Annotated in this window: 27 protein-coding genes; 13 read left to right on the plus strand and 14 right to left on the minus strand. The window is 46.8% G+C overall.

What is annotated here, in order from left to right; genetic code table 11:
* Positions 1 to 412: 412 nt before the first annotated feature.
* Positions 413 to 1,735: an SLC5/6 family protein gene (locus JKJ11_RS00355; protein ID WP_038228676.1), complete on the plus strand. Its 1,323-nt coding sequence runs from the start codon at positions 413 to 415 to the stop codon at positions 1,733 to 1,735.
* Positions 1,736 to 1,798: 63 nt separating this feature from the next.
* Here JKJ11_RS00355 and JKJ11_RS00360 read toward each other — a convergent pair whose 3' ends face one another.
* From JKJ11_RS00360 to flgA, 6 genes are all read right to left on the minus strand, one after another.
* On the minus strand, positions 1,799 to 3,070 hold the full coding sequence (locus JKJ11_RS00360; RefSeq protein WP_252038613.1) for an NRAMP family divalent metal transporter: 1,272 nt from the start codon (positions 3,068 to 3,070) through the stop codon (positions 1,799 to 1,801).
* Between the two features lie 327 nt (positions 3,071 to 3,397).
* Positions 3,398 to 4,282: a DMT family transporter gene (locus JKJ11_RS00365; RefSeq protein ID WP_006072101.1), complete on the minus strand. Its 885-nt coding sequence runs from the start codon at positions 4,280 to 4,282 to the stop codon at positions 3,398 to 3,400.
* Positions 4,283 to 4,373: 91 nt separating this feature from the next.
* Complete coding sequence (locus tag JKJ11_RS00370) at positions 4,374 to 4,931, minus strand: lytic transglycosylase domain-containing protein (RefSeq protein WP_373682920.1); 558 nt, start codon at positions 4,929 to 4,931, stop codon at positions 4,374 to 4,376.
* 154 nt (positions 4,932 to 5,085) lie between these two features.
* Positions 5,086 to 5,523 (minus strand): flagellar export chaperone FlgN, encoded by a 438-nt coding sequence (gene flgN / locus JKJ11_RS00375; RefSeq protein ID WP_252038614.1) that lies wholly within the window; start codon positions 5,521 to 5,523, stop codon positions 5,086 to 5,088.
* A 41-nt stretch (positions 5,524 to 5,564) separates the two neighbouring features.
* On the minus strand, positions 5,565 to 5,849 hold the full coding sequence (flgM, locus tag JKJ11_RS00380; RefSeq protein ID WP_006072105.1) for a flagellar biosynthesis anti-sigma factor FlgM: 285 nt from the start codon (positions 5,847 to 5,849) through the stop codon (positions 5,565 to 5,567).
* Between the two features lie 161 nt (positions 5,850 to 6,010).
* A complete protein-coding gene (flgA, locus tag JKJ11_RS00385) occupies positions 6,011 to 6,733 on the minus strand; it encodes a flagellar basal body P-ring formation chaperone FlgA (protein WP_252038615.1) in 723 nt (240 codons plus the stop codon).
* A 133-nt stretch (positions 6,734 to 6,866) separates the two neighbouring features.
* Between flgA and flgB the strand changes: the two genes are divergently transcribed.
* The 12 genes from flgB to JKJ11_RS00445 are packed head-to-tail and all read left to right on the plus strand — an operon-like array spanning position 6,867 to position 16,903.
* Complete coding sequence (gene flgB, locus JKJ11_RS00390; protein WP_006072109.1) at positions 6,867 to 7,229, plus strand: flagellar basal body rod protein FlgB; 363 nt, start codon at positions 6,867 to 6,869, stop codon at positions 7,227 to 7,229.
* A gap of 2 nt (positions 7,230 to 7,231) precedes the next feature.
* Positions 7,232 to 7,666, plus strand: coding sequence for a flagellar basal body rod protein FlgC (flgC, locus tag JKJ11_RS00395; protein ID WP_252038616.1), 435 nt, complete (start codon positions 7,232 to 7,234; stop codon positions 7,664 to 7,666).
* The gene (gene flgD, locus JKJ11_RS00400) at positions 7,666 to 8,343 is read left to right on the plus strand and encodes a flagellar hook assembly protein FlgD (RefSeq protein WP_006072112.1); all 678 of its coding nucleotides are present in this window, start codon (positions 7,666 to 7,668) and stop codon (positions 8,341 to 8,343) included. Before flgC ends, flgD begins: the two co-directional genes overlap by 1 nt.
* A gap of 58 nt (positions 8,344 to 8,401) precedes the next feature.
* Positions 8,402 to 9,598 carry a flagellar hook protein FlgE gene (flgE, locus tag JKJ11_RS00405; protein WP_006072114.1) on the plus strand — a complete coding sequence of 399 codons (1,197 nt, stop codon included), beginning with the start codon at positions 8,402 to 8,404 and terminating at the stop codon, positions 9,596 to 9,598.
* 10 nt (positions 9,599 to 9,608) lie between these two features.
* Positions 9,609 to 10,340: a flagellar basal body rod protein FlgF gene (locus JKJ11_RS00410; RefSeq protein WP_006072116.1), complete on the plus strand. Its 732-nt coding sequence runs from the start codon at positions 9,609 to 9,611 to the stop codon at positions 10,338 to 10,340.
* A gap of 23 nt (positions 10,341 to 10,363) precedes the next feature.
* A complete protein-coding gene (flgG, locus tag JKJ11_RS00415) occupies positions 10,364 to 11,149 on the plus strand; it encodes a flagellar basal-body rod protein FlgG (RefSeq protein ID WP_006072118.1) in 786 nt (261 codons plus the stop codon).
* 40 nt (positions 11,150 to 11,189) lie between these two features.
* Positions 11,190 to 11,864 carry a flagellar basal body L-ring protein FlgH gene (flgH, locus tag JKJ11_RS00420; RefSeq protein WP_006072121.1) on the plus strand — a complete coding sequence of 225 codons (675 nt, stop codon included), beginning with the start codon at positions 11,190 to 11,192 and terminating at the stop codon, positions 11,862 to 11,864.
* Positions 11,864 to 12,985 carry a flagellar basal body P-ring protein FlgI gene (locus JKJ11_RS00425; protein ID WP_006072123.1) on the plus strand — a complete coding sequence of 374 codons (1,122 nt, stop codon included), beginning with the start codon at positions 11,864 to 11,866 and terminating at the stop codon, positions 12,983 to 12,985. Before flgH ends, JKJ11_RS00425 begins: the two co-directional genes overlap by 1 nt.
* 9 nt (positions 12,986 to 12,994) lie before the next feature.
* Positions 12,995 to 13,549: a rod-binding protein gene (locus JKJ11_RS00430; protein WP_252038618.1), complete on the plus strand. Its 555-nt coding sequence runs from the start codon at positions 12,995 to 12,997 to the stop codon at positions 13,547 to 13,549.
* Positions 13,550 to 13,551: 2 nt separating this feature from the next.
* Positions 13,552 to 14,925 (plus strand): flagellar hook-associated protein FlgK, encoded by a 1,374-nt coding sequence (gene flgK / locus JKJ11_RS00435; RefSeq protein WP_252038619.1) that lies wholly within the window; start codon positions 13,552 to 13,554, stop codon positions 14,923 to 14,925.
* 9 nt (positions 14,926 to 14,934) lie between these two features.
* Positions 14,935 to 15,834: a flagellar hook-associated protein FlgL gene (gene flgL, locus JKJ11_RS00440; protein WP_006072129.1), complete on the plus strand. Its 900-nt coding sequence runs from the start codon at positions 14,935 to 14,937 to the stop codon at positions 15,832 to 15,834.
* Positions 15,835 to 15,865: 31 nt separating this feature from the next.
* The gene (locus JKJ11_RS00445; protein WP_252038620.1) at positions 15,866 to 16,903 is read left to right on the plus strand and encodes a flagellin; all 1,038 of its coding nucleotides are present in this window, start codon (positions 15,866 to 15,868) and stop codon (positions 16,901 to 16,903) included.
* 296 nt (positions 16,904 to 17,199) lie between these two features.
* On the opposite strand, the gene JKJ11_RS00450 is transcribed toward JKJ11_RS00445, so the two are convergent.
* The 8 genes from JKJ11_RS00450 to fliS all read right to left on the minus strand — a co-directional run bounded on the left by JKJ11_RS00450 (position 17,200) and on the right by fliS (position 22,436).
* Positions 17,200 to 17,493, minus strand: a complete 294-nt coding sequence (locus JKJ11_RS00450; RefSeq protein ID WP_006072133.1) for a hypothetical protein — start codon at positions 17,491 to 17,493, stop codon at positions 17,200 to 17,202.
* A gap of 90 nt (positions 17,494 to 17,583) precedes the next feature.
* Positions 17,584 to 18,573: a flagellar motor protein MotB gene (locus tag JKJ11_RS00455; RefSeq protein WP_006072134.1), complete on the minus strand. Its 990-nt coding sequence runs from the start codon at positions 18,571 to 18,573 to the stop codon at positions 17,584 to 17,586.
* Positions 18,573 to 19,430 (minus strand): flagellar motor stator protein MotA, encoded by an 858-nt coding sequence (motA, locus tag JKJ11_RS00460; protein WP_006072135.1) that lies wholly within the window; start codon positions 19,428 to 19,430, stop codon positions 18,573 to 18,575. Before motA ends, JKJ11_RS00455 begins: the two co-directional genes overlap by 1 nt.
* Positions 19,431 to 19,439: 9 nt before the next feature.
* Entirely contained in the window at positions 19,440 to 20,168 is a 729-nt protein-coding gene (locus tag JKJ11_RS00465; protein WP_006072137.1) for a FliA/WhiG family RNA polymerase sigma factor, read from the minus strand.
* A gap of 9 nt (positions 20,169 to 20,177) precedes the next feature.
* Positions 20,178 to 20,666: a flagellar basal body-associated FliL family protein gene (locus JKJ11_RS00470; RefSeq protein WP_031493313.1), complete on the minus strand. Its 489-nt coding sequence runs from the start codon at positions 20,664 to 20,666 to the stop codon at positions 20,178 to 20,180.
* A gap of 34 nt (positions 20,667 to 20,700) precedes the next feature.
* Positions 20,701 to 21,750, minus strand: coding sequence for a flagellar hook-length control protein FliK (locus JKJ11_RS00475; RefSeq protein ID WP_242456552.1), 1,050 nt, complete (start codon positions 21,748 to 21,750; stop codon positions 20,701 to 20,703).
* Positions 21,751 to 21,754: 4 nt separating this feature from the next.
* A complete protein-coding gene (locus tag JKJ11_RS00480; protein ID WP_006072143.1) occupies positions 21,755 to 22,066 on the minus strand; it encodes a hypothetical protein in 312 nt (103 codons plus the stop codon).
* The gene (fliS, locus tag JKJ11_RS00485) at positions 22,050 to 22,436 is read right to left on the minus strand and encodes a flagellar export chaperone FliS (RefSeq protein WP_006072145.1); all 387 of its coding nucleotides are present in this window, start codon (positions 22,434 to 22,436) and stop codon (positions 22,050 to 22,052) included. The genes JKJ11_RS00480 and fliS overlap by 17 nt, the downstream gene beginning before the upstream one ends.
* Positions 22,437 to 22,450: the final 14 nt, after the last annotated feature.

The raw sequence follows: 22,450 nt of genomic DNA on the forward strand, positions 1-22,450 counted from the left end.
TATTCTTATTTGAAATAAAAGGCTTTTTATATATTGTTATTTATTATTAGTGCAGATATAAAATAAGAGGAAATTGGTTCGGTTATTTATTTTTGGTTATTTTATTTCTTATTGTGTGATCTTGTTCAACTTGAAGGACATATTAGTTAACGTTTTTATTGTTGTTAAATATTGTGCTATGTCACAAATATGCATTGTTTAAAGTTGGGGTTTATTGATTGTAATCAAAGTGAGAAATTGTTTTTGTGCAGTGTCTCTATGAGTAGAATTATATTCTAATTATCTATTTTAATTTAAGAAAAGGAAAAAAATTTTCTCATATTGTTAATGTACTCTCTAAAAATCATCTAAGTTCCACTTAGAAAATAACAAAAAAATAGAACAATAATTAATTCCAAAACGGAGACGTACAATGACACAGATTAGTGATGGCATCGAGCTAAGAGAGCAAGAAACGCCTTACGAAAAAGCAGGAATGTCGCTGCAAGAATGGCAAAAAGCCATTAAATTCGATAGCGTAGATATTGGTTGGATTGTGATGAGTATCGGTATGGCTATTGGTGCTGGTATCGTATTTCTTCCGGTTCAAGTCGGGGTAATGGGACTTTGGGTTTTCTTACTCTCTTCGGTTATTGGTTACCCTGCCATGTACTTATTCCAAAAGCTGTTCATTAATACATTGGCTGAATCAAAAGAATGTACTGACTATCCGGGAGTCATTACTGGCTATTTAGGCAAGAACTGGGGTATGGCTTTAGGTGCATTATATTTCATCATGCTAGTTATCTGGGTGTTAGTTTATTCCCTAGCAGTGACTAATGACAGTGCATCATACCTGCATTCATTTGGAGTGACAGAAACGAAGTTAAGCGATAATGTTTTTTATGGATTAGCACTTATTTGTGTGCTTTCTTTTATCGGCTCTAAAGGTGAAAAGCTGTTGTTTAAACTGTCTGGGTTTATGGCAGTAACGGTCCTCTCACTGGTTGCACTAATGGGTGTGCTTTTGGTTGCAAGATGGGATTTTAATAATATTCCAGCGGTGGGCAATATAGGCCCTATGATTAAAGATGCCATTATTACTCTACCATTTACGCTGACCTCAATTTTATTCATCCAGTCTCTTAGCCCGATGGTGATTTCTTATCGCTCTCACGAGAAGTCTATCGAAGTTGCGCGTTATAAAGCGACCCGTGCGATGAAGATTGCCTTTGCGATTCTCTTTGTTATCGTATTCTTCTTTGCTGTTTCCTTTACGTTTGCTATCAGCCAAGACCAAGCGGCTGATGCAATGAACCAAAACATTTCTGCGTTAGCGATTATTGCTAAATACTTCCCAGGCAGCTGGGCGACCATTGCTGGTATCGTAATCAATATCTTTGCTGTTGTGACGTCTTTCTTCGGCGTATTCTTGGCATTCAAGGAAGCGTGTACTGGTTTGGCTATGAATGTGATTCTACGTAAATACGATGAGTCTCAAGTAGATGCTAAATTGATCAGCAAGTTGGTTACTGTTTTCATTATATTACTTGCTTGGGGTGCTATCGCCATCAATGCTCCAATCCTATCATTTACTTCGATTTGTAGCCCTGTGTTTGGTTTGGTTGGCTGTTTGATTCCAGCGTACTTGGTGTATCAAGTCCCGCACTTAGCGAAGTATAAAGGCATGGCGACCAACATGATTATCGTAACGGGTATCCTGCTTTGTATCTCTCCGTTCTTAGCGTTCTTGTAATCAAATACATAATTATACGCTAGCCTAAAAAAACGCCGAGCATTGAGCTCGGCGTTGCTGTTTTTACATTATCCATTTCCACCAAATGAATAAGGCGAGGAAACCGAACAAATAGATTAAGCCTAGAATTGACAGTGCTTTTAGCTTACTGCCCATTTGGAGAGCTGTCGGTAGCTCCGTTTTAGAGACAAGAATGTAGTTCAAAAGAGCAAAAATAGGCGTCGTCACAAAGGCCATGATCATCGCAAAGTTGAGCATTGGCATTAGCGCTTGAGCAAAGAAGGCGATGATAGAGATCGCGACAATAGAAACCACGATGACCCAGGCTTGATAAGTCTTCGGATTCTCTTCCGTTTGATCTTGTAGCAGACGTTGTGACTCCGCGATTGCGCGTGAATAACCGTCGATCACCGTGATAGTACTACCAAAGATACAGAAGAAGGCGATGACCGCAATTAGATAACGAGACCATTCACCGATGGTCGAAGCATACATGCTAACCAACTGATGGGAAAATCCTACGCCTGATGCTGAAAGCTCAGTACCAGAGCCATGAATTACCAAAGCACCTAAGGCGACAAAAACAATCGCCAATACTGCTGTACCAATATAACCGACGTTGAAATCAAACAGAGCAGACTCAGCAGTTACTTTTTGTTTCTTACACTGACTCTTGAGCCACATAGATGTGATGCTAGAAATCTCAATTGGAGCAGGCATCCAACCCATGGTAACCACAATGAAGCCAATGGCGGCAATCGTCCAAGGAGAAGGGGATTGATAATCTGCCGGAGCTACACTGCCGTTAGAAGCGGCGATAACGACAGCTGTAACCGTCGCAACGGTGAGTGTTGCCATGATGGCTTTTGACAGCCCATCCAATGCCCTGTAGTGCCCTGCAAACAAAATTGCTACACAAGTCACTAAGACCACACCACATAGAGCTAACGAAGGTAGTTCAAAAGGTAGGAAATAACCAAGTAGGCTGGCACTGAATAGTAGAAGCGCTGCGGTGTTTACCACTGCAGAAATAACATTGAGAATCGTGAAGACCCAAAGGTAGCCGCGACCAAGTCCCGCGTAGCCTTGAATAAGGCTATCACCAGTACCTACGGTATATTGAACACCTGCTCGGAAGAATGGGTATTTAAATAGGTTTACGAGCAGAATGAGTGCAGCTAATTGCCAACCATAAATAGCACCTGCTTTGGTTGAAGCGACGAGATGTGAACCGCCAACGGCGGCGGCAGCCATCATAATGCCGGGGCCAAGTGAACGAATTAATTGAGAGATGCCGGGACGAGCGGCACTGGATGAAGGAATGGAATTATCCATAAAGCATTTCCTTTGTCATTATTATCCGTAGAGGGAGTGTTGGGCTGTATCTAAATATTTACACTTTGATTATTAATTTATTTAGTGCGCTTACATTTCTACAGGTTTTTTAGAGTGATGCAATGCCAAAAAGGCCATGTCATTTTCCAATTTGGAGTTAATGATTGTTTTGGTGGTTTTTTCTGGAGTTTTATGCTGATAAAGAGAAGGGCGGAAAAGGTTCGTTTTTGAGATCTAGGTAAAAAAAGTATGAAAAAAACGGCTGATGATGCAGTAAACCAAACGTTTAAAACGCTTGGTTTACTGCAGTTGATAAGCGGAGTGAAGTTATGCTTTGCGTTTGATTTGCTGAACAACTAGTCCGATAACAATCAGTACTAAGCCAACTAACGTGGATGGATGTATTTCTTCGCCGATAACATATGCTAGCAACATCAAAGAAATAAACGGTGATGCAAATATAAGGTTACTAATACGAGCGGTGTTCTGTGTTAGTTTCAGCGCACTTAGCCATAAGACAAAGGTTATGCCCATCTCAAATAGACCCACATAAGACACCGCCAGCCAACCTTTGATGCTGATGGTTGACCACGCTGCGCCTTCATAAAGTGCGACGGCAAAGGCAAACGGTAGTGCGACTAAAAAACCGAGTAACACACCAACAACAGGGTCGGCGGTATTGCGAGTATTTAAGATCCAATAACCCGCCCAAAGTAGAGTAGAAAGCAGGGCTAAACCGACGCCAGCAGGACTATCGAACTGTAATCCCAGTACATCGCCTTTAGTGGCGATAACCACAACACCTAAATAGCCCAACGCACATGCAAACCAGTCTTGAGGGCGAATTTTCTGCTTTAGAAAAACCGCGGCCATTAAGGTCAAGGTAATGGCCCAACTGTAGTTGATGGGCTGAGCTTGCGAAGCCGGTAGTAAGTCGTAAGCTTTGAACAAAATTAGGTAATATGCTAGCGGGTTAATCAAACCAAGTAGCAGATAATAAAATGGGTTTGAGACAAAGGTGGTCTTTACTTGCGACAAGGTACCTTGAAATGCGCAGACTGCGACTAAGGCAAGGGTTGAGGCGAATGAGGCTGCTGCGACCATTTGTGCTGGTGTGAATTCAGCTAAAGTCAATTTAAATGCCGTCGCGACTGTTGACCACAGGAGGACAGCGGACAATCCGAAGATGATTGCCTTGCGTTCGTTATGCATGAAAGTGAGTCTGGGTGAATAGGTTAGAATGTCAGCATCTTACCAGTGAATAAGGTGATGGGAACAAGCAATTTTCAGATTGTTAGCTTAGTCACAGCGAAATCAAGGGGGGCAGTGGTGTTAAGTCGATAAGCGGTGCTTGTTGCCAATGGGTTTCGCTGGCAAACAGCCACATTGTCGTCACGCGATCTTGTCTTAGTGAATTCACGTCGACTAATGCCAATAGAGCATAAAACCGGTGAACGTAGTGTGTGGTCTCAGTGGGTAATCGTAAATCTGAAAATTGCCGACTACCCGCTCTTTTGATGGCTCGCTGTACACGCCCTTCACCTGCGTTGTAGGCGGCGAGAGTCAGGTTAATATCACCGTCAAACTTGTTATACAGAAAGTCGAGATATTGCATCGCCGCATGTGTGCTCGGCGCTATCTCAAAACGTTGGTCGTGCTGCTGAGTCACTGTGAGCCCAAAACGTTTCGCAGTAGCCGGCATTAGCTGCCAAAGCCCGGCTGCTTTTGCAGGCGAAATAGCTTTAGGGTTATAGGAGGACTCAAGCATGGGAACTAAAACTAAACTGTCTGGCAGAGAACGCTTAGAGAGCTGTTTGAAGATCTCATCGACCAAAGGGTTGAATTCTTCAAACTTCTTCATGATCTGTTTTTGGTAAGGCTTTAGAGTGTCTAAATGGGGCTGGATTGCACTCTCTGGCGGCCGACTATTCGCATGACTAGGACGAAACCAGAGACACGCAAAGATAATTCCCACCCATAATAGTAAGTGGTAACAGTAGATGTTGCGGTTCAGGTTACCTGACATGTTCCCCATAACAGTGTTGTTTTTGCCCTGTTAACTCCCCGAGTAACTCATGGAAAGCGGCCGAACTTTGTCCATTGTCATGATTGTACTTTTGACACTCTTTAATCAGCGCCTCTAGAATTTGCCATTGCTTGGCAATACTATCGGACAGCTTGGCTGGCAGAGCGCGAATGAGCTTTTTAGCTCCGTTTTCAGAACATGGTAGTTGCAGTTGTTGCAACGTGTGGCTGCGTTTACTGGCATTGCTTCCTAGTTGCTTGAGAACTGGCAGTTGGTTATGAATATTGTTACTCAATGCTTCACCATCAAACTTTAAGTACAGCGCTTTTTGATGCTGTAGCAGTGCCAATAGCTTTCGATAAAGCTTGATGTCTTCAGAGATTGAAAGTACAAATTGCTGGACTAGCTCTGTCCTTGTTGCTGCCATTTAGTTGTCCTCTTGCTGAGACATAGCCCATTAAATAACGGCTAAGACTCATGTCCTGTATGAAAACGCATTACTGCTTGTGATAACGCTTTGACGTCTAGTCCCAACTCACCTTTCGCCAGTGCATTACGAACCGCCTCAACCTTTGCCATATCGACATTCGGCATTGCGGCAAGTTCGGCTTGGGCTTTATCCAATGCTGCTGTATTGGCATTAAACGCCGACTCAGAAACGGTCTTGCGCGTCGGAGCTTCAGTGGTCTGTGTTTTAGATTGATTAAAGTTGGTTTGAGGGACGTGCCCACCGGCCACCTTGTCGATTTTCATTGCTATGTTGTCCTGTCGCTGTGTCGTTAACAGTATAGGGCGGCAAAAGTGAAGGCAGTATTAAATCTGCCTTGATGAATTTGGGTCTTTTTATTTTTTTACAGCAGAAATCCGATTTGATTCGAGCACTAAAATCGAAAATTGTTATCTTGAGCCAGAAATTAGAACTGAGTGTGAACTTGGTTCAAACCTGTTACCACAGCTCGAATTACTTTCTTAGATTGGCTATTTTGCACCTCGATTTGCTCCCCAGCTCCACCGGTTTCCAACGCAATGCCTTTCGTGCTGGCATTGAATTTTCCTTTTGTTGCAATGATGACGACTTCATTGCCCTTCTCGACGAGCGGGGGCTTGACCACGAAGCTGGCATCAATGATTTGCCCTGTTCGCATACGGCGAGAGACTTGGTTGCCAATGATTTGTGATAAATCGGCAACGAAATGAACGGCGCGATTGAGAGTGCGAGTTTCCAGTTGTACTGATGCAGCAGTGATCTGAGTGTCTCGATTTAATGTTTGACTGGCGACGGCCACAGGCAGCGATAAGGTCACTTTGGCGCTGGTATTGATGCGCCAATCGTTGTGACCATCTTGGCATTGCACACTGCGTCTTAAGTTGCCTACAGGCAGTGCCTGACTATCTCGGCTTGTGATAATCAATGGTGCTTGGCATTTCGCTAAATGTTTTGCTGACTCTGGAACGAACATCACCAGATTGGTTTCGTAGTGTTGCCAGTTTTGTCTCTGGGCGGTGCGTTCGATCTCCGCCAAGACGGACTGTTGTACTGCCACTTCCACGTCTTGTGGCGTCATTTTTTGCTGAATTTCGGCCTGTGAAGGTAAAGTAAGCAGCAGCAAAAAAGCACTTCCTAGCCACTTCCTCATCCCACGTCTTGCTTCCGTAAAACGGAAGTTCCATTTCCTGATAAATATGTAAGTCATTGTTTTTGTTTTATAAAAAAATTGGCACATATCTTGTTATTTCCCTTGGTACTTCGCCCATTTAAGGACAAGAGACATGGCAATCAGTTTTGATAGTGCATTGGGGGTTCACCCACAAGCACTCAACTTTCGGGTTCAGCGTACCAAGGTGCTTGCTAGTAACTTAGCAAATGTCGATACCCCTGGATACCTAGCCAAAGACTTGAGTTTTACCACCGTGATGAAGCAAGCCAATCCAAATGGTGTGCATACGCCAACACCAAAATTGGACATTGCGACGCAATACTCAGTGCCTTACCAAAACAGTAAAGACGGCAATACCGTTGAGCTCGGTGTAGAGCAAGCCAAGTTCACCCAAAACAATATGGATTTCCAAACCAGTCTGACCTTTATGAATATGAAATTCAGTGGTTTGGCTAAAGCGATAGAGGGACGCTAATCATGTCATTCACTGATATCTATTCCATCGCAGGCTCTGCGATGACGGCGCAAACTGTGCGATTGAACACAGTGGCAAGTAACTTGGCAAACGCTGATGCCGTGTCGGCTAACCCAGATGATGCTTACAAAGCGTTAAAGCCAGTATTTGCCACGGTATACAGTCAAACTCAACTTGCCGCGGGACAAAATGTGTATCCGAATGCGGAAGTGCGCATTGTTGATGTGGTGCAAAGTGATACCAAAGCCGATCAGCGTTTTGAACCGAATAACCCGCTGGCAAATGAAGAAGGCTATGTGTACTACCCAGGTGTCGATGTGGTGGCGGAAATGGCCGATATGATGTCGGCAACTCGCAGCTTTGAAACCAACGTTGAAGTGCTGGCTAATGTGAAAAGCATGCAGCAAGGCTTGTTGAGACTAGGAGAAGGACGCTAATGAGTATCGCGCAATTTACCGCTCTGGATACGGACACGCCGGTTGCGAGTCAAAGTAATGCTGGTATCGCGGCTAACCCACAAGACATGAACAGCGCAACGTCACTGCAAAATGAGTTTATCACCTTGATGGTGGCGCAGATTCAAAACCAAGACCCACTGAACCCACTAGACGGCACTGAGTATGTCAGCCAATTAGCACAGTTTTCACAGGTACAGAGTACCGAGAATATGTCGATGCTGATGCAAAACAGTATGGTACTGCTGGATAACATGCAGGTGCTTTCAACGGCAGGGCTCGTGGGGCAAACCGTGTATGTCAGTGGTAATGAAGTGGAGTTATCGGACGGGATACAAAACGGCCGCGTTGAGCTGGCGCATTCATCCAATCAAGTGACCTTAGTTGTAGAAGACGAGTTCGGTCAGAAAACCAAAGTACCGCTTGGCGCACACCCTGCGGGAGACGTGGATTTTTCAATCAACCCTGAAGAGTTGGGTCTTAAGCCCGGTAAGTATTCGCTATCGGTAGAGGTTCAAGAAGGTCAGGCGGACCCTAACTTATTGCTTGCCGGTGAAGTGAAGCAAGTACGAATTCCAAGTAACGGAGGCGCAGCCATGGTGAATATCGCTGGTGTTGGCAATGTGCCTTTCTATCAAATCAGTCAGTTTGGTGCCTAGCGCCTACGCTCATCGCACAACAACGTGCTGAGACACATTATCAGAATTAGAGGACATTATGAGCTTTGATATCGCATTAAGTGGCTTGGACGCTACTAACACTCAGCTTAATACCATCAGCCACAATATCGCTAACGCATCGACTTACGGTTTTAAAGAAGCGCGCACAGAATTCTCTGCGGTGTATAACGGTATGCAAGCCGGAGGGGTAGAAGTCGCATCCATCTCGCAAAACTTTGATAAGAACGGTTCGGTTTCGGGAACAGGTCGTGCTATGGACTTGGCCATCAATGGTAATGGCTTCTTCGTCACTAAAGACCATATGGGGCAAACGCTGTATACCCGTGCGGGCGTATTTGGTACCGATAAAGACAACTATGTGGTTGGTAATACGGGAGCGAAACTACAAGGTTATGGTGTTGATAGCAACAATAATCTACTGACGGGTTCAGTGGGTGATCTGAAGATCAGTACTTCATCACTAGCCGCACAAGCGACTGATAAGTTGGACTTCGTGGCTAACTTTGACGCCAGCTCAAAAATCGTCGATCAAACGGTGAATCCTTTTGACCCAGCAGATCCAGATTCTTTCAACTCATCATATACCTCCAAAGTTTATGACTCATTAGGCAACTCGCATACGGTGACTCAGTACTTCACTAAGACTGCAGACAATACTTGGGAAGTGAATGTTCAGGTTGATGGTGGCAGTACGCCAGCACAAACGGTTCCGGTTACCTTCAATCCGGATGGCACACTAGCCTCGCCAACGGGTAGTTTTAACGTTGCGTTTCCTGCGGCAGGTGCGAATGCCATGAGCATCGATATTAGCCTCGAAGGCAGCACTCAGTTTGGAGCGGCATTTGGTGTGAGTACCAACAATCCCAACGGTTACACCTCTGGTGAATTAGCAGGCGTACGCGTTGAAGATAACGGCATGGTGTTTGCGACCTACACCAATGGTCAATCTCAACTGCAAGGACAAGTGGTGTTAGCCAACTTTGCCAACCCTCAAGGGCTTGCGAAAACCAATGGTACCGCATGGACTCAAAGCTATGGCTCAGGGGCACCAGTCATGGGTACCCCTGGCTCTGGTGTGTTAGGCGACCTAACGCCGGGTGCATTGGAAGGCTCGAACGTTGACCTGACCTCTGAGCTTGTGAACTTGATGACAGCACAGCGCAACTATCAAGCTAACGCTAAAACCATCTCAACGTCTGACAAGCTCACTCAAGCTCTGTTTAACGCAGTATAAGGTGTAGAGCATGGATAGCTTGTTATTCACAGCAACCACAGGGGCGAGCCGAGTACTCAAAGCGCAACACGTTCGCTCCAACAACTTATCGAACGCGGACACTGCAGGTTTTCGCGCAGATATGGAACGCGTTAAAAGCATTCCCCTACAAGGTTCTGGTTTTGATGGCCGCACTATGGTGGTCACCAACTCGGCAGCGACACGCTTTGATGCTGGCGATGTGGTGAAAACGGGCCGAGCGCTAGACATTGCCATCATGGGTGAAGGCTACATCAGTGTACAAACCCCTACCGGCAATGAGGCATACACTCGTGCCGGTAACATCAAAGTCGATGAACTGGGTGCGATGAGCATCAATGGTTTTGCCGTGGTTGGTGATAATGGCCCGATGGTACTGCCTGAGTTCCAAAAGGTAGAGATCAGTGAACGTGGTCGTGTTTCGGTGATTCCTCCAGGCGGTGGTGCCGAAGTGGAAGTAGGCACATTGAAGTTGGTCAAACCGGATATGAATCAACTGCAAAAGGAAAGCGATAGTTTGCTGCATAGCCTTGATGGTCAACCTTTTGCCGCTGATCCAACGGTAAACCTTGCCCCGGAACATATCGAAGGCAGTAACGTGTCAGCCATTGATGAACTGCTTAGCGTTATGTCACTTACCAGAAACTTTGAGATGCAAATCCGCATGATGAAAACGGCGGAAACCCTTGCGCAATCCGGCAACAAATTAATGAGTGCGAGCTAATCGCTCGCGCCAAGGAGTAAACCATGCATTCAGCATTATGGGTCAGTAAAACAGGGATGGCCGCCCAAGATACAAAAATGACGGCGATTTCCAATAACCTTGCCAACGTTAATACCGTAGGCTTCAAACGCGATCGAGTGGTGTTTGAAGACTTATTTTATAGCATTCAGCGCCAGCCAGGCGCGCAAGTCGACCAAGTGAACCAACTACCGACTGGGGTTCAGTTAGGTAGTGGTGTGCGTGTGGTGGGCACTCAAAAAGTCTTTACTCAAGGCAGCGCGCAAAACACAGGGCAAGACCTAGACCTAGCTGTGATGGGACAAGGCTTTTTCCAGATTGAAAACTCTGATGGCCAGATCATGTATACCCGAAATGGTCAGTTCCATGTCAATTCAGAAGGTCTGATGGTAAACAGCCAAGGTTTGCCATTGGAGCCTCAAATTCAGATTCCCGATAACGCTTTGACACTCTCTGTTGGTGTTGATGGCACGGTGACTGCGACCACGGCAGACGGTCCTGCGCCACAGGATCTAGGACAAATCACCCTAGCGAAATTTGTTAACCCAGCCGGTCTAGAAGCCATTGGAGGCAACTTGTTTAAAGAGACCGAAGCCAGTGGGCAAGCAGAAGAGCTGATTGCCGGTGAAGAAGGGGCGGGCAGTATCAAGCAAGGCGCATTAGAAGGCTCAAACGTGCAAGTAGTGGAAGAGATGGTCGATATGATCACCACCCAACGCGCTTATGAAATGAACGCCAAGGTGGTCTCGGCTGCCGATGACATGCTGAAGTTCGTCGCACAAGCGGTGTAGGTTAGTAAAGTTGGGAATTAACGGAAAAGGGATAAGTGGTATGAAATGGCTTTCTCGCTGGGGAGTGGTAATTGGGCTACTCGTGCTTACTGGCTGTGCAGCTCGACCAGAGTTTGTACCACCAGAGCCGGATGAACAAAAGTATGCACCGCCTGAGCTCAATTACGCGCTGCCACAAGCAACGGGAGGAAGCCTCTATCGCCATCAATATAACTTAACCTTATTCCAAGACCGTCGAGCGTACCGAGTGGGTGATGTACTGACGATTTTGCTGGTGGAAGAAACGCAATCGAGCAAGAAAGCGGATACCAAATTCGGCAAGACGTCTAAAGTGGATTTTGGTGCGGCAACCGTTGGTGGAAACACCTTTGACGAGACGGCGGTGGGTCTTAATGGCAGTCGAGCTTTTGATGGCAGTGCCGCTAGCTCCCAAGGTAATAAGTTAGAAGGTGCTATTACGGTCACGGTACATGAAGTGATGCCCAATGGCGTACTTAAAATTAGCGGTGAGAAATGGATTCGTCTTAACCAAGGCGATGAATTTATTCGCGTCACGGGCATTATTCGTGCCGACGATGTGGACCGTTACAACCAAGTGTTTTCTCATCGCATAGGGGATGCACGCATCACCTACTCTGGACGTGGTGCTTTAGCTGACAGCAACTCTGCTGGTTGGCTCACTCAGTTCTTTACCAGCCCATGGATGCCGTTCTAATGACTCAACAACGCTATTTCTTTACTTCAATTCTACTGGCATTTGCTCTCGGTATGATGTCATCAGCCAGAGCCGAGGTAGAAATCCCAATTATGGATCTGGTGGACGTACAAGGTGTGCGCACTAACCAGCTTGTTGGTTATGGTTTGGTTGTGGGTCTCGACGGCCAAGGTGACCGAAACCAAGTGAAGTTTACCGCTCAGTCTATCACCAATATGCTGCGCCAATTTGGGGTACAAATCGGTGATGATGCGAATCCAAAATTGCGTAACGTCGCCTCGGTGAGTGTCACTGCTTCGGTGGACCCGATGGCAGGCCCAGGGCAAATGTTGGATATAGTGGTCTCGTCAATTGGTGATGCCAAAAGTTTACGTGGAGGCACGTTACTCTTAACGCCATTGCGAGGTGTGGATGGTGAAGTCTACGCAGTTGCTCAGGGTAATGTGGTGGTTGGAGGTGTGTCTGCTGAAGGACGCAGTGGTTCTAAAATCGCAGTAAATACGCCCACCGCAGGACGAGTGCCTAATGGCGCAACCTTAGAACGTGAGATCCCGTCGGACTTTAACTCTCGTTCTCAAATCACGTTGAATCTACGTAAAGCCAGCTTCACCACGGCAAAGAATATCGCTCGTGAAATCAATGGTACGTTTGGTCCAGATGTGGCCATTGCTATCAACAAAGTGCGCGTCGATATGCGCGCGCCAAAAGATACTCAGCAGCGTGTGACCATGATGTCGATGCTAGAAGAAATGAGTGTTGTAGAGGGACGCAAACCTGCTCGAATCGTCTTTAACTCGCGTACCGGCACGGTTGTCGTAGGACAAAACGTAAAAGTGACAGAAGCAGCGGTAAGCCATGGCAACCTAACGGTATCGATTACTGAGTCTCAACAAGTGAGCCAACCGAATGCTTTCGCTGACGGTGACACGGTTGTGGTCGATCAATCGAAAATTGATATCAGTGAAGACCAAGCGCAAATGGTGATCTGGCCTGAAGGGACAGAGCTCAACACCATTGTGAATGCCGTCAACAGCTTAGGGGCAACCCCAACCGATTTGATGTCCATTCTACAGGCCTTGCATGAAGCAGGTGCGCTCAATGCTGAGTTGGTAGTGATCTAGGAGAGTGTGATGAAAATAGACGCGATGAATGACAGCACGAGAATTAATAGCATGCTCTATCACGATAATGCCGCTCTGACCAACATTAAACACAGTGCCGATGAGCAAGGGGCACTAAAAGAAGTCGCCGGGCAGTTCGAAGCCATGTTCTTGCAAATGGTACTGCGCCAAATGCGCAGCAGTAGTGACGTACTGGCAGATGAAGACAGCCCTTTCTCGTCGCAGCAACATGGCGTGTTTCGAGATATGCATGATGGACAATTGGCTATCGAACTTGCCAAAAAGCAGAATTCTGGCATTGCCGATATGCTGGTGAAACAGCTAAGCCCTACTCAAGCATCAGCCTCGAACCTCGAGGTGCAGTTCGACCCTAGCTTAACACGCACCCTAAGGTCGGCTAACGATATGGAAGCAACTTCACAGGTTAGCACAACAGCTTCGCTTCACAGTGACGATGTGATTAATGGCATCGATCATTCCGTCGCCTTCACTATTCAGTCCCCAAGCGAGGCGGCCACGACCATGGCGTTTTCTCAGCCTCTCATTAGAACAACGGAGCTCTAGTTATGAACCTCGTCAATATTGCGCTTTCAGGCATGAATGCCAACCGAGTGGCATTGGATGTGACCGCTCAAAACGTCGCCAATATTAATACGCCGGGATACAGCCGTCAGCAAGCGGTGATGGCGTCGTTGGCTGGGGGGAAATACGATAAAACCAACCCCGGAATGGGGGTGGAAGTGACCAGTATTCGCCGAGTGACCGATCAATATTTGGTGAAGCAAACGTGGTCAACGGCCAGTGCCGCTAACTACGCATCGGGTTATACCAGCGCCATGAGTCAGCTGGAAAACATGTTAGGGGCTGATGGCTTTAGCTTATCGGCAGGCTTAGATTCTCTATTTGCAGCACTGAACGATGCAACGACAAAGCCTGAATCAACCCCACTGCGTCAACAGGTGATTAATGAGTCGGAGGCCTTAGCTCGCCGCTTCAATACTTTGACCGAATCGCTGCACAATCAACATAAAGATGTACATGACCAGCGTAACGCCGCCATTTCTCATGCAAATAGCTTGATGTCCAATATCGCGGAAGTGAATAAGCAAATTGTTGAAATGCAAGGCACGGGTGGTAACCCTGCGCAGTTGATGGACACGCGTGATGCGCTTGTGGGAGAACTTTCCAAAGTGATGGAAGTGAAGACCACCAATCAAGCGGATGGCAGTATTCAAGTCTCATTGGCTTCAGGGCAGCCTTTAGTAATGGGCAGCGATGCCAGTGTGATTAAAGCGATTCCTGACCCAAGCGATCCATATCTTGCCGACATCCATATTGAGTTTGGCAATCAAACCTTTGCGGCTAAAGGTGACCTTGGCGGTAAGTTGGGCTCACTTCATGACTATCAAGTGGATGTACTCAAACCCTATCAAGACGCCATTGATGATATGGCGCGTAGCTTGGCGGATGAAGTGAATGCGGTCTTGGCAGCAGGTCAGGATCTTAATGGCAATGCGGGTAAAGCCTTATTTAGCTACGACCCAGCTAACCCAGCTGCCAGCTTAACTATCACGGATATTAAGTCGGATGAGTTAGCATTTTCGAGCGATGGTAACCCAGGTAACAGTGATAACCTCAAGGACTTGATTGCCATCAGTAACAAACCAGTGACCATTACTGGCTTTGGTTCCCTGTCGCTGAATGACGCGTTTACTGCGATGGTTGGCGAAACGGCAATCAAAGCCCGCCAAGCGGATTCAGATTACCAAGCGAAACAGTCAATGTTTGAACAGTCGGTGGCAGCGCGCGATAACGTCAGTGCCGTTAATAGTGATGAAGAAGCGGCGAACCTAATGACCTTTGCCAATGCGCACAATGCCAATATGAAGGTGATCAGTACGGCTAACCAGCTGTTTGATTCCGTTTTGCAGTTATTTTAAGGAGTTAGTATGAGAATCAGTGATACTCAATTTAGCCAGATGATGCTGCAAAGCTTGCAGACCAATAATGCTGGGCTTGGCAAAGTGCTACAACAAATGGCGACCGGTGATCGGCTAACTAAATTGTCTGATGACCCAATGGCCTCGATTCAGTTGTTGAACCTCGACCGTGAAGGCAGCGCAATTAATCAATATCAACGCAATATTGCTAATGTGAAAACCACGCTATCAAGCCAAGAGGTTTATCTTGATTCGGTCAATGAGAGTTTAAAAAGTATGCGTGAATTGGTGCTGTGGGGTTCTAATGGCACGCTAACGGACGAAGACCGCGACGGCATGATCACCGAGCTGGAAAGTCTACGTGATTCCATTGAGTCTTCGTTTAATGCTCAGGATGAAGAAGGCCACTATTTGTTCTCAGGCACCAAAACTGATACGCCAGCACTGTCAAACTCTGGGGCCGGTTATGTCGTGGATGGTAACAGCGATAAGCGAGTGGTGACGGTTGCTAAAGGCGTCACCATGGAGTCGAACATGACGGCCAAGGATATTCTTGAGCTTGGCGGAGGAAACAACGTACTTAATCAAATCGATGCGTTGATTGTTGAATTTAAGAACCCGAGTCCAAATTTCCAAGCTGAAGTTGATGCTAGCCTGAACGCCATAGATGATACCTTGGGTAACGTGCTTGGGGCGATGACAGAGATCGGTGGTCGCCACAATAACCTTGATTTGATGGATGGCGCACACGGTGAAAACAAGCTATTCGTTGATAAAGTGACCAGTGATATTTCTGCGTTGGATTATGGTGAAGCATCCGTTCGTCTCAGCAACTACATGGCAGCATTACAAGCAACTCAAGCCAGCTATGTAAAAATTAACGATCTCTCGCTTTTCGACCGTATTTAGGTCTAAGAATTAGTTAACAAGGAAAGGTGTTATGGCAGTAAGTACGGTTGAAGTTAGACCGCATAGTATCAAGCTAACAGGGCAAGAAGCGGCCAGTATCGCGCCCTCACAAGCGTCCACTGATACCAGTACCTCACTGTCAAAGCGCCTGCTAAGACCTCAAGCTGACATTACGTCAGCTTATTCACTTTCAGGCGTGTTGCTTACACAAGGTCAGCAACACGCTACTTCAGTGCAAATTGCCACTAAGGCACTGCAAGGTGTCGGTAAAGAGCTCACCCAAGTTAAACGCCAACTGACCCAAGCGCTTTCGCATGGTGTTAACAGTAACATGCCTGATTCGTTGGCACGCTCTAAAGCCACGATTGAAGCGACATTGAATCAAGCGAGGTTTGATGGCAAGCGAGTGGTGGATAATGAGCTTAATCTTAAGCTCGATAGCGCCGATGTGCGCCGTTTTTCTATTCCAGGGCTCAACGTCCATCGTATGAGCGAAAGAGCCGAGCAAATTCGACTGGATTTCCCAAGTGGCGGTTCGGTTGTGTTGCAGTTTGATGGCCAATCTGATGGTGTTCGAACGGTGAAACAGCTCGATCGCAGCTTAATACCTATGGGTATGCGAGCCTCTTTATCGCAGGATGGCAGCATTTTGTTTGATGTCCATGAATCTGCTTATGCGGCCATGCAGCAACAAGTGCTGGTCACTGGGCAAGGACACCGTTTCCCTGCCGGACAAGCGAACGCATTCAATATTCAAGCTGAGCCTGATGGCATGGCGGAGTTAAAATTCGACTTAGCGTCTCGAGATGGAATCAAACAGTCCATTGCTAAGGTCAATCAACATCTACAGCAAGCACAAGTAAGCTTAAACGAAGCTAGACAATTTCAATCTCAATTGAATACCCAAATGACGCGCATTCAAAGCCAGTCTAATGTGCCATCTTCAGAACAAGTTTCCCAAAAGCTCAATGACTTCACTCAGCTCTCTCAAGACTTCACCACTACATTTAAAGCCCTCAACGCACAAGCGAATGTTCGTCGTCATACTGTAGTTGCCTTGCTTAAATAATCCCTTCGAAAAACCTCGGAAACAAATCACTCTCCTCACGGATGTGAGGATCTGCAGTTGCCCGTGAAAAGAAAAATTGTCACGGCAGCATCCTGTCTCCTGCAATCTCAAATAGACCGTCATCTTCGTGACAACGAAGAATTTCTAATTCGCGTAGATGACTGAAAATTAGAGCGTAAGTCATGTTATTTAGGTTTGAGATGCACTGTATGAGATTCCCTTTTTCAAGGGAATGATGAACGTTTTTTTGGGGGGGATGACACCTGAGGTAAATGACTTATTAAATAGGGTTTAAGTCACACCAAAAAGAAAAAATACAAAAAGCAGATAAACGCTAACAGCGTCGCTGAAAGAGTGGGGTAGATGATGTAGGCGTCGCGCTTATTGGTTCGACGGAAGCAGAGGAAAGTCAGTAGGCCGTTATAGACTACGAGCAGCAAGCTGATCCCCGTTCCTCCTTTTAAAGACAGCGTGGATAACTGACTTAAAAACAGAGCAAGCAACGCGTAATCAATAATGATCAGCCACAAAAATGCTTTTTGAAGCGGGTCAGATTTGCTGTCTGCAATGTGAGGATGAGTTTGACGCATAACACGCTCTACTTCGATGAAATCAATAAGAAATTATTAGCATATTTAGGTGTTCTACCTAAGCATAGAACACCTGATTAAGCGCGCAAGCTAAAGTGCTTGTGGCTCAACGGAAGAGGTGCCTTCCGACTCAAAGCGAATGGTATCGGTTCGGAACACAGGTTGATTAAACTGAGCCTTCTCACGTGCCTTTTCGACCTCGTTAGTCGGCTGTTCGCCAAATAAGGTGCTGATCACTTCGGCAGCTGGAGTGGTCAAGATAAACAGTTCAATACGGCGGTTCTCACTCGATTTAGGATCCTGTTGATTGAGCAGCGCTCGGTCAGACATTCCGGTGACTTGTAGCACTCTTTGCTCAGGCATACCGCCAGCGACCAAGGTTTGTCGGGCGCTATTGGCTCGAGAAGAGGACAGTTCCCAGTTAGAGGAGCTACTAAACGCTTTACGGTATTGAGTTGCGTCGGTGTGTCCACTGATGATCATCGGGTTTTCAACGCGTTGGAATACCGGTGCTAATGCCAATAACAGGTCTTCAAAGAAAGGAGTAAGCGTTGAACCACCTCGTCGGAACATGTTTTGTTTGTAGTCATCTTGCAGCACGATTCTTAAGCCTTGTGGGGTGACCGTGACGTCAACGTTCCCATCAGCATTAATCTGGCGCATCATTTCATTGACCACTTTCGCCAAGGCTTCTAAGCGCTCTTGGGTATCAAAGGTGCCGTTTATCAGCGAGTCAGACTCTGGTCCATCGCGATCACCCTGGAAAAAAGAGGTCACGGTATGCACTGAGTCATGACGGCTGGTCACCGATGAGTCGGAGGCAAGATCAATAGGGGAGATACTTTGTGAAGTATCGAAAAGGCTGCCAGTGCTCTTATCAAAAACACTGGCCATTTGTAGGTGGGCGACAATCGCTTTGCGCTCTTCTTTGTCGACCACTTGCATTACCCATAACACGAGGAACAGAGCCATTAACGCGATCATAAAGTCGGCTAAGGCGACTTTCCAAGCACCGCCATGGTACTCATGGTCATGGCGGCGTCCTGAACGCTTAAAGACGACTTGCTCTTGTTTTTGCATTATCCCTCCTGTTCAGCTAGCCACCTCTCCATTTGATTAAAGGTTGGTTTGATGTCGAGCTGAATGTGTTTGCGGCCAGCATCAATCGCGAGCAATGTCGGCTTCTTCGCTACATAGGCGACCAGTGTCGCGCGGATGCAATCGAAGGCTGACATATCACGCTTAACGCGTTGAGCCATGGCATTACTGGCTGGGTCTAAACAGCAGTAACAACCAAAAATACCTAAAAATGTACCTACTAGAGCGGCGGCGACGTGATAGCCAATCAAGGCAATGGAACCATCAATAGCTTGCATGGTGATGATGATCCCGCCAACGGCTGCCAATATCCCAAAACCGGGTAGAGCTTCTGCCGTACGTTGCATTGAGCGAGATGGAAGCAGCAGGTCTGATTCAATCGCTTCAATCTCTTGCTCTAGTAGTCCCTCTAATTCATGAGGCGACATTTGTCCCATTGCCATTAAACGCAAATTGTCGGTAATGAAAGAAACAAGACGATAATCACGGCTAACCAGTGGGTAACGGTTGAAAATCGGGCTTTGTTCAGGGTTCTCGATATGTTTATCGAGTGCTTTGAAGCCACCACTGCGAACGGTTTCTAACAAGACTTGCAGTAATGCCATTAATTCCATGTAGAACGCTTGCTCGTCCTTGTGAGGTGACATAATAGAGCGAAGCTGGCTGCGCATTTCTTTCAAGACTTGCGGAGGGTTACCTATGATCAATGAACCGACTGTGGCACCTATGATGATCAGAAATTCGGCTGGCTGCCAAATGGCCATCATGCTTCCCCCGGCCCAAACGTAACCGCCGAAGACACACATCAGAATAATGATCGCGCCCATAAACTTTTGCATATGTGACTCCTAAGAAGATAGTAATTGGTTGAGTTGTTTTAGCGCTTGTTTGTGGAGCTGACAGATCCGTGGTGGTGTCAGTTCGAGTACCAAGGCAATTTCATGTAGGTTGAGTTCGTGCTGATAAAACAGTGTCATCAGCAGTTGTTCTCGTTTTGGCAATTTTGCGAGAGCGACCTCTAGACTGCGGCGAATATGCTCATGGCTCATACCTTCATAGGCACTATCTACCTGACCTTCCAGCCCTTTTTCTATCAACTGATCGAGACTTTGCATCTCGCCAGCCATTGAGGCGCTGAGCCGAGTGTGATAATCCGCTTGATCGGTGCCAAGGGCTTTAATGATCTCTTGCTCCGTCGGCATTCGTTTCAGTGCTTTGGTGAGATCGCGGGTGATATCGTTGAGCTCATGCGCTTGCTGGCGTGTTTTACGTGAACGCCAATCAAGTCGGCGTAGCTCATCCAAAATAGAGCCTCGAATACGACACACAGCAAATGCAGGGAAGTTGGGGTCATCGATATTGCCATAGCGACGCCCTGCTTCCAGTAACCCTATCAATCCTATTTGCTGCATGTCTTCGATGCTGCAATGGGTCGTAGCATGGTTACGCAGTTGATTGACCACTCGTTTCACCAAAATCTGGTGTTGGCTCAGAAGACGATTTTCATCAATGGGTGTCGTTGGCGAATTCACTTCGTCGGCGACACCATAACTGTCCGTGTAATTCATATCCAACATAGGCGGCCTCTACTGCACGACGTACTTGGTAAGCAGTACATCGTCGATATCGCGTATCACCTCAGTTTTAGCAAACGCCATCATCACAGTGTTTTTTACTTCGTCCTGTAGCGATGCAAGGGCTTGTTCGCCATGAAGGTCTTCATAAGTTTTTTGGCTGAACAAGTTGAGCATGGCATTGCGGACAATGGGCATGTAGTCATTGATGTTCTGCAGTCGATCTGGGCGGCGAGTTTCTACCGCTAGCTCGATCATTACAAAGTGAGTTTGCTTCTTGCCTCTGACACTCAGTACTACCTTGTCCAATGATTGAAAGCTTGGGCCTTGGCTATTTTGGTTGTCTTGGGTCAAAAACGACAGTGGAGTGTCTTCAATCATGCTGCGGTCATCGCCCGCTTGCTTTAAATACCAGGCTGCACCAAACACAGTAGCAGCAGAGACCAAGGCACTGGTCACTATCATGGCGATGAACATGGCAAAGAGTTGCGGTTTAGTCATAATTTATTTCCTATGAGGTACTTAGTGCATAGCACTAGGCTTGCGTACTGAGCCAGTGTTCAGCAGTGGTAAAGGTGGATTGAAATGAAGAGTCATCATCAAAGCGACGAGAGGCGAGAACCGTCGACTCTTCCTCCTGACTATGCTGCGGTGATTCGTGTTGGCCTTCTCCAGTACCGACCTGAACGTCAACATGCATAAAGTTCTGATTTTGCAGTTCAAATCGAAGACGTTCTGAGACCTGCATTAATGCCTCGCGTGTAGCAGCGGCATTGGCATTGATTTGCACACTTAAGCGATCGCCTTCAACACGAACCATAAGATCCAATTTACCAAGATCAGGCGGATCTAATCTGATCCGAGCCTCTTGCAAGTTTTGTTGAGCTTGTAGAGTGACTCGGTCGTTGAGCACTTGCAGCATTTGCTCCCCCCATTTACCTGCTTGAGTGTCCACTCGAACCGGTGCCCATTCTGTTGTGGAAGGTGTGGTGGATACTGGCGCAGGAGTAGTCTGGTGACCTTGAGTTTGTTGGGCTGTCACTGGCTGGCTACTTAAGTTTGTTAGTGAGTTAGCTATCTCTGCATTAATGGGGCGAGAGATGGTGTTGTCTGGAGCTGCTTGTGTCACCAGCAGAGCCGAGTTGACCGAGCTACGTGGTGAGTTTTCTTTACCTATCGCTATTGATGGGTGAGCGACATGTGCCTCAACTTGAGGTGCCGCGGAATGGCGTGTATTGGCATTGACCACAAACTGACTAAGTAGCTCGGAAGCTTGTTGCTGCAGTGAGGTTGCAGGTGTTTGGCTTGTTGCAACGGCAGAACCTTGAGGCAACTCTGGCTCGGTAATCAGTGTCGCTAGTGTAGCGTGCACAGCACTTTCGTCAGCGTTATCTGCCTCGTTGGTTAACAAAGGGTCATCAACCACGGATTGATCGTGTTGTTTTGGCGCTTTAACGAGCTGGCCAAAAGGGACAGCAGCGTCCTTAGGTGATGAGGTACTTGCTGCATTAATGCTCTGGTTTGATGAACCATCACTAACACGCGCCGAACTGTCACCACTTTGAATATTGGTCATGGTTAGCATGGGGTTACTCCAATGTCATCGCAAGTTGATAAGCCACCGTTCGCTCTTTTTCCTCGCTCACACTGTGGAGGCGTTTTTTGAGTTCACTGGTTGCAACGGACAACGCTTCGTACGCCGCTAAATGAGTCTGTCTAGCATGGCGAATTTCGGGCGCTAACCTAGGGTCCTTTAAGTAAGGTCTATGGGTGTCCAAAAGCTCACGAAGCTGTACGTCGTAGCGTTTTAGTGCGTGCCAATCTTCCGTTTTTGTCGCGATTTCAATAAGTTTACTGAGGTGTCTGAATCGCTCAGGGGACACCTTATGCTTGATTGCCAAAATTCAACCATCCTTCTCTGATATTGCCCATCACACGCTCTACACTGGCGAGTTTTTCCACGTCATTGTGAATACTGGCTTGATAGAGTTCGATTTGGCAGAAGTCATAAAGTTGGTGCAAGTTCTCGGCGATTTCGCCACCATTTTCATCATCAAGTGCGCTATCGAGGCCGACAAGAATGTTCATACACTTGCTGATACCATCTCCTTTTTCAGCTAAGCGCCCTGCGCCTATATGACCGCGCACACGTTCAATTTCATTAAGTAAACCGTCGATCAGCATCACCACTAGTTGATGTGGGTTTGCGGCTGCTGCTTGGGCATCTAAATCGACCTGCTGATATGAGTCGTAGCCTGAATCCATTAGCATAATTTTGTACTCCT

Origin of the sequence: Vibrio sp. SCSIO 43133, assembly GCF_023716845.1 — a bacterium.
Classification (GTDB): Bacteria; Pseudomonadota; Gammaproteobacteria; order Enterobacterales; family Vibrionaceae; genus Vibrio; species Vibrio mediterranei.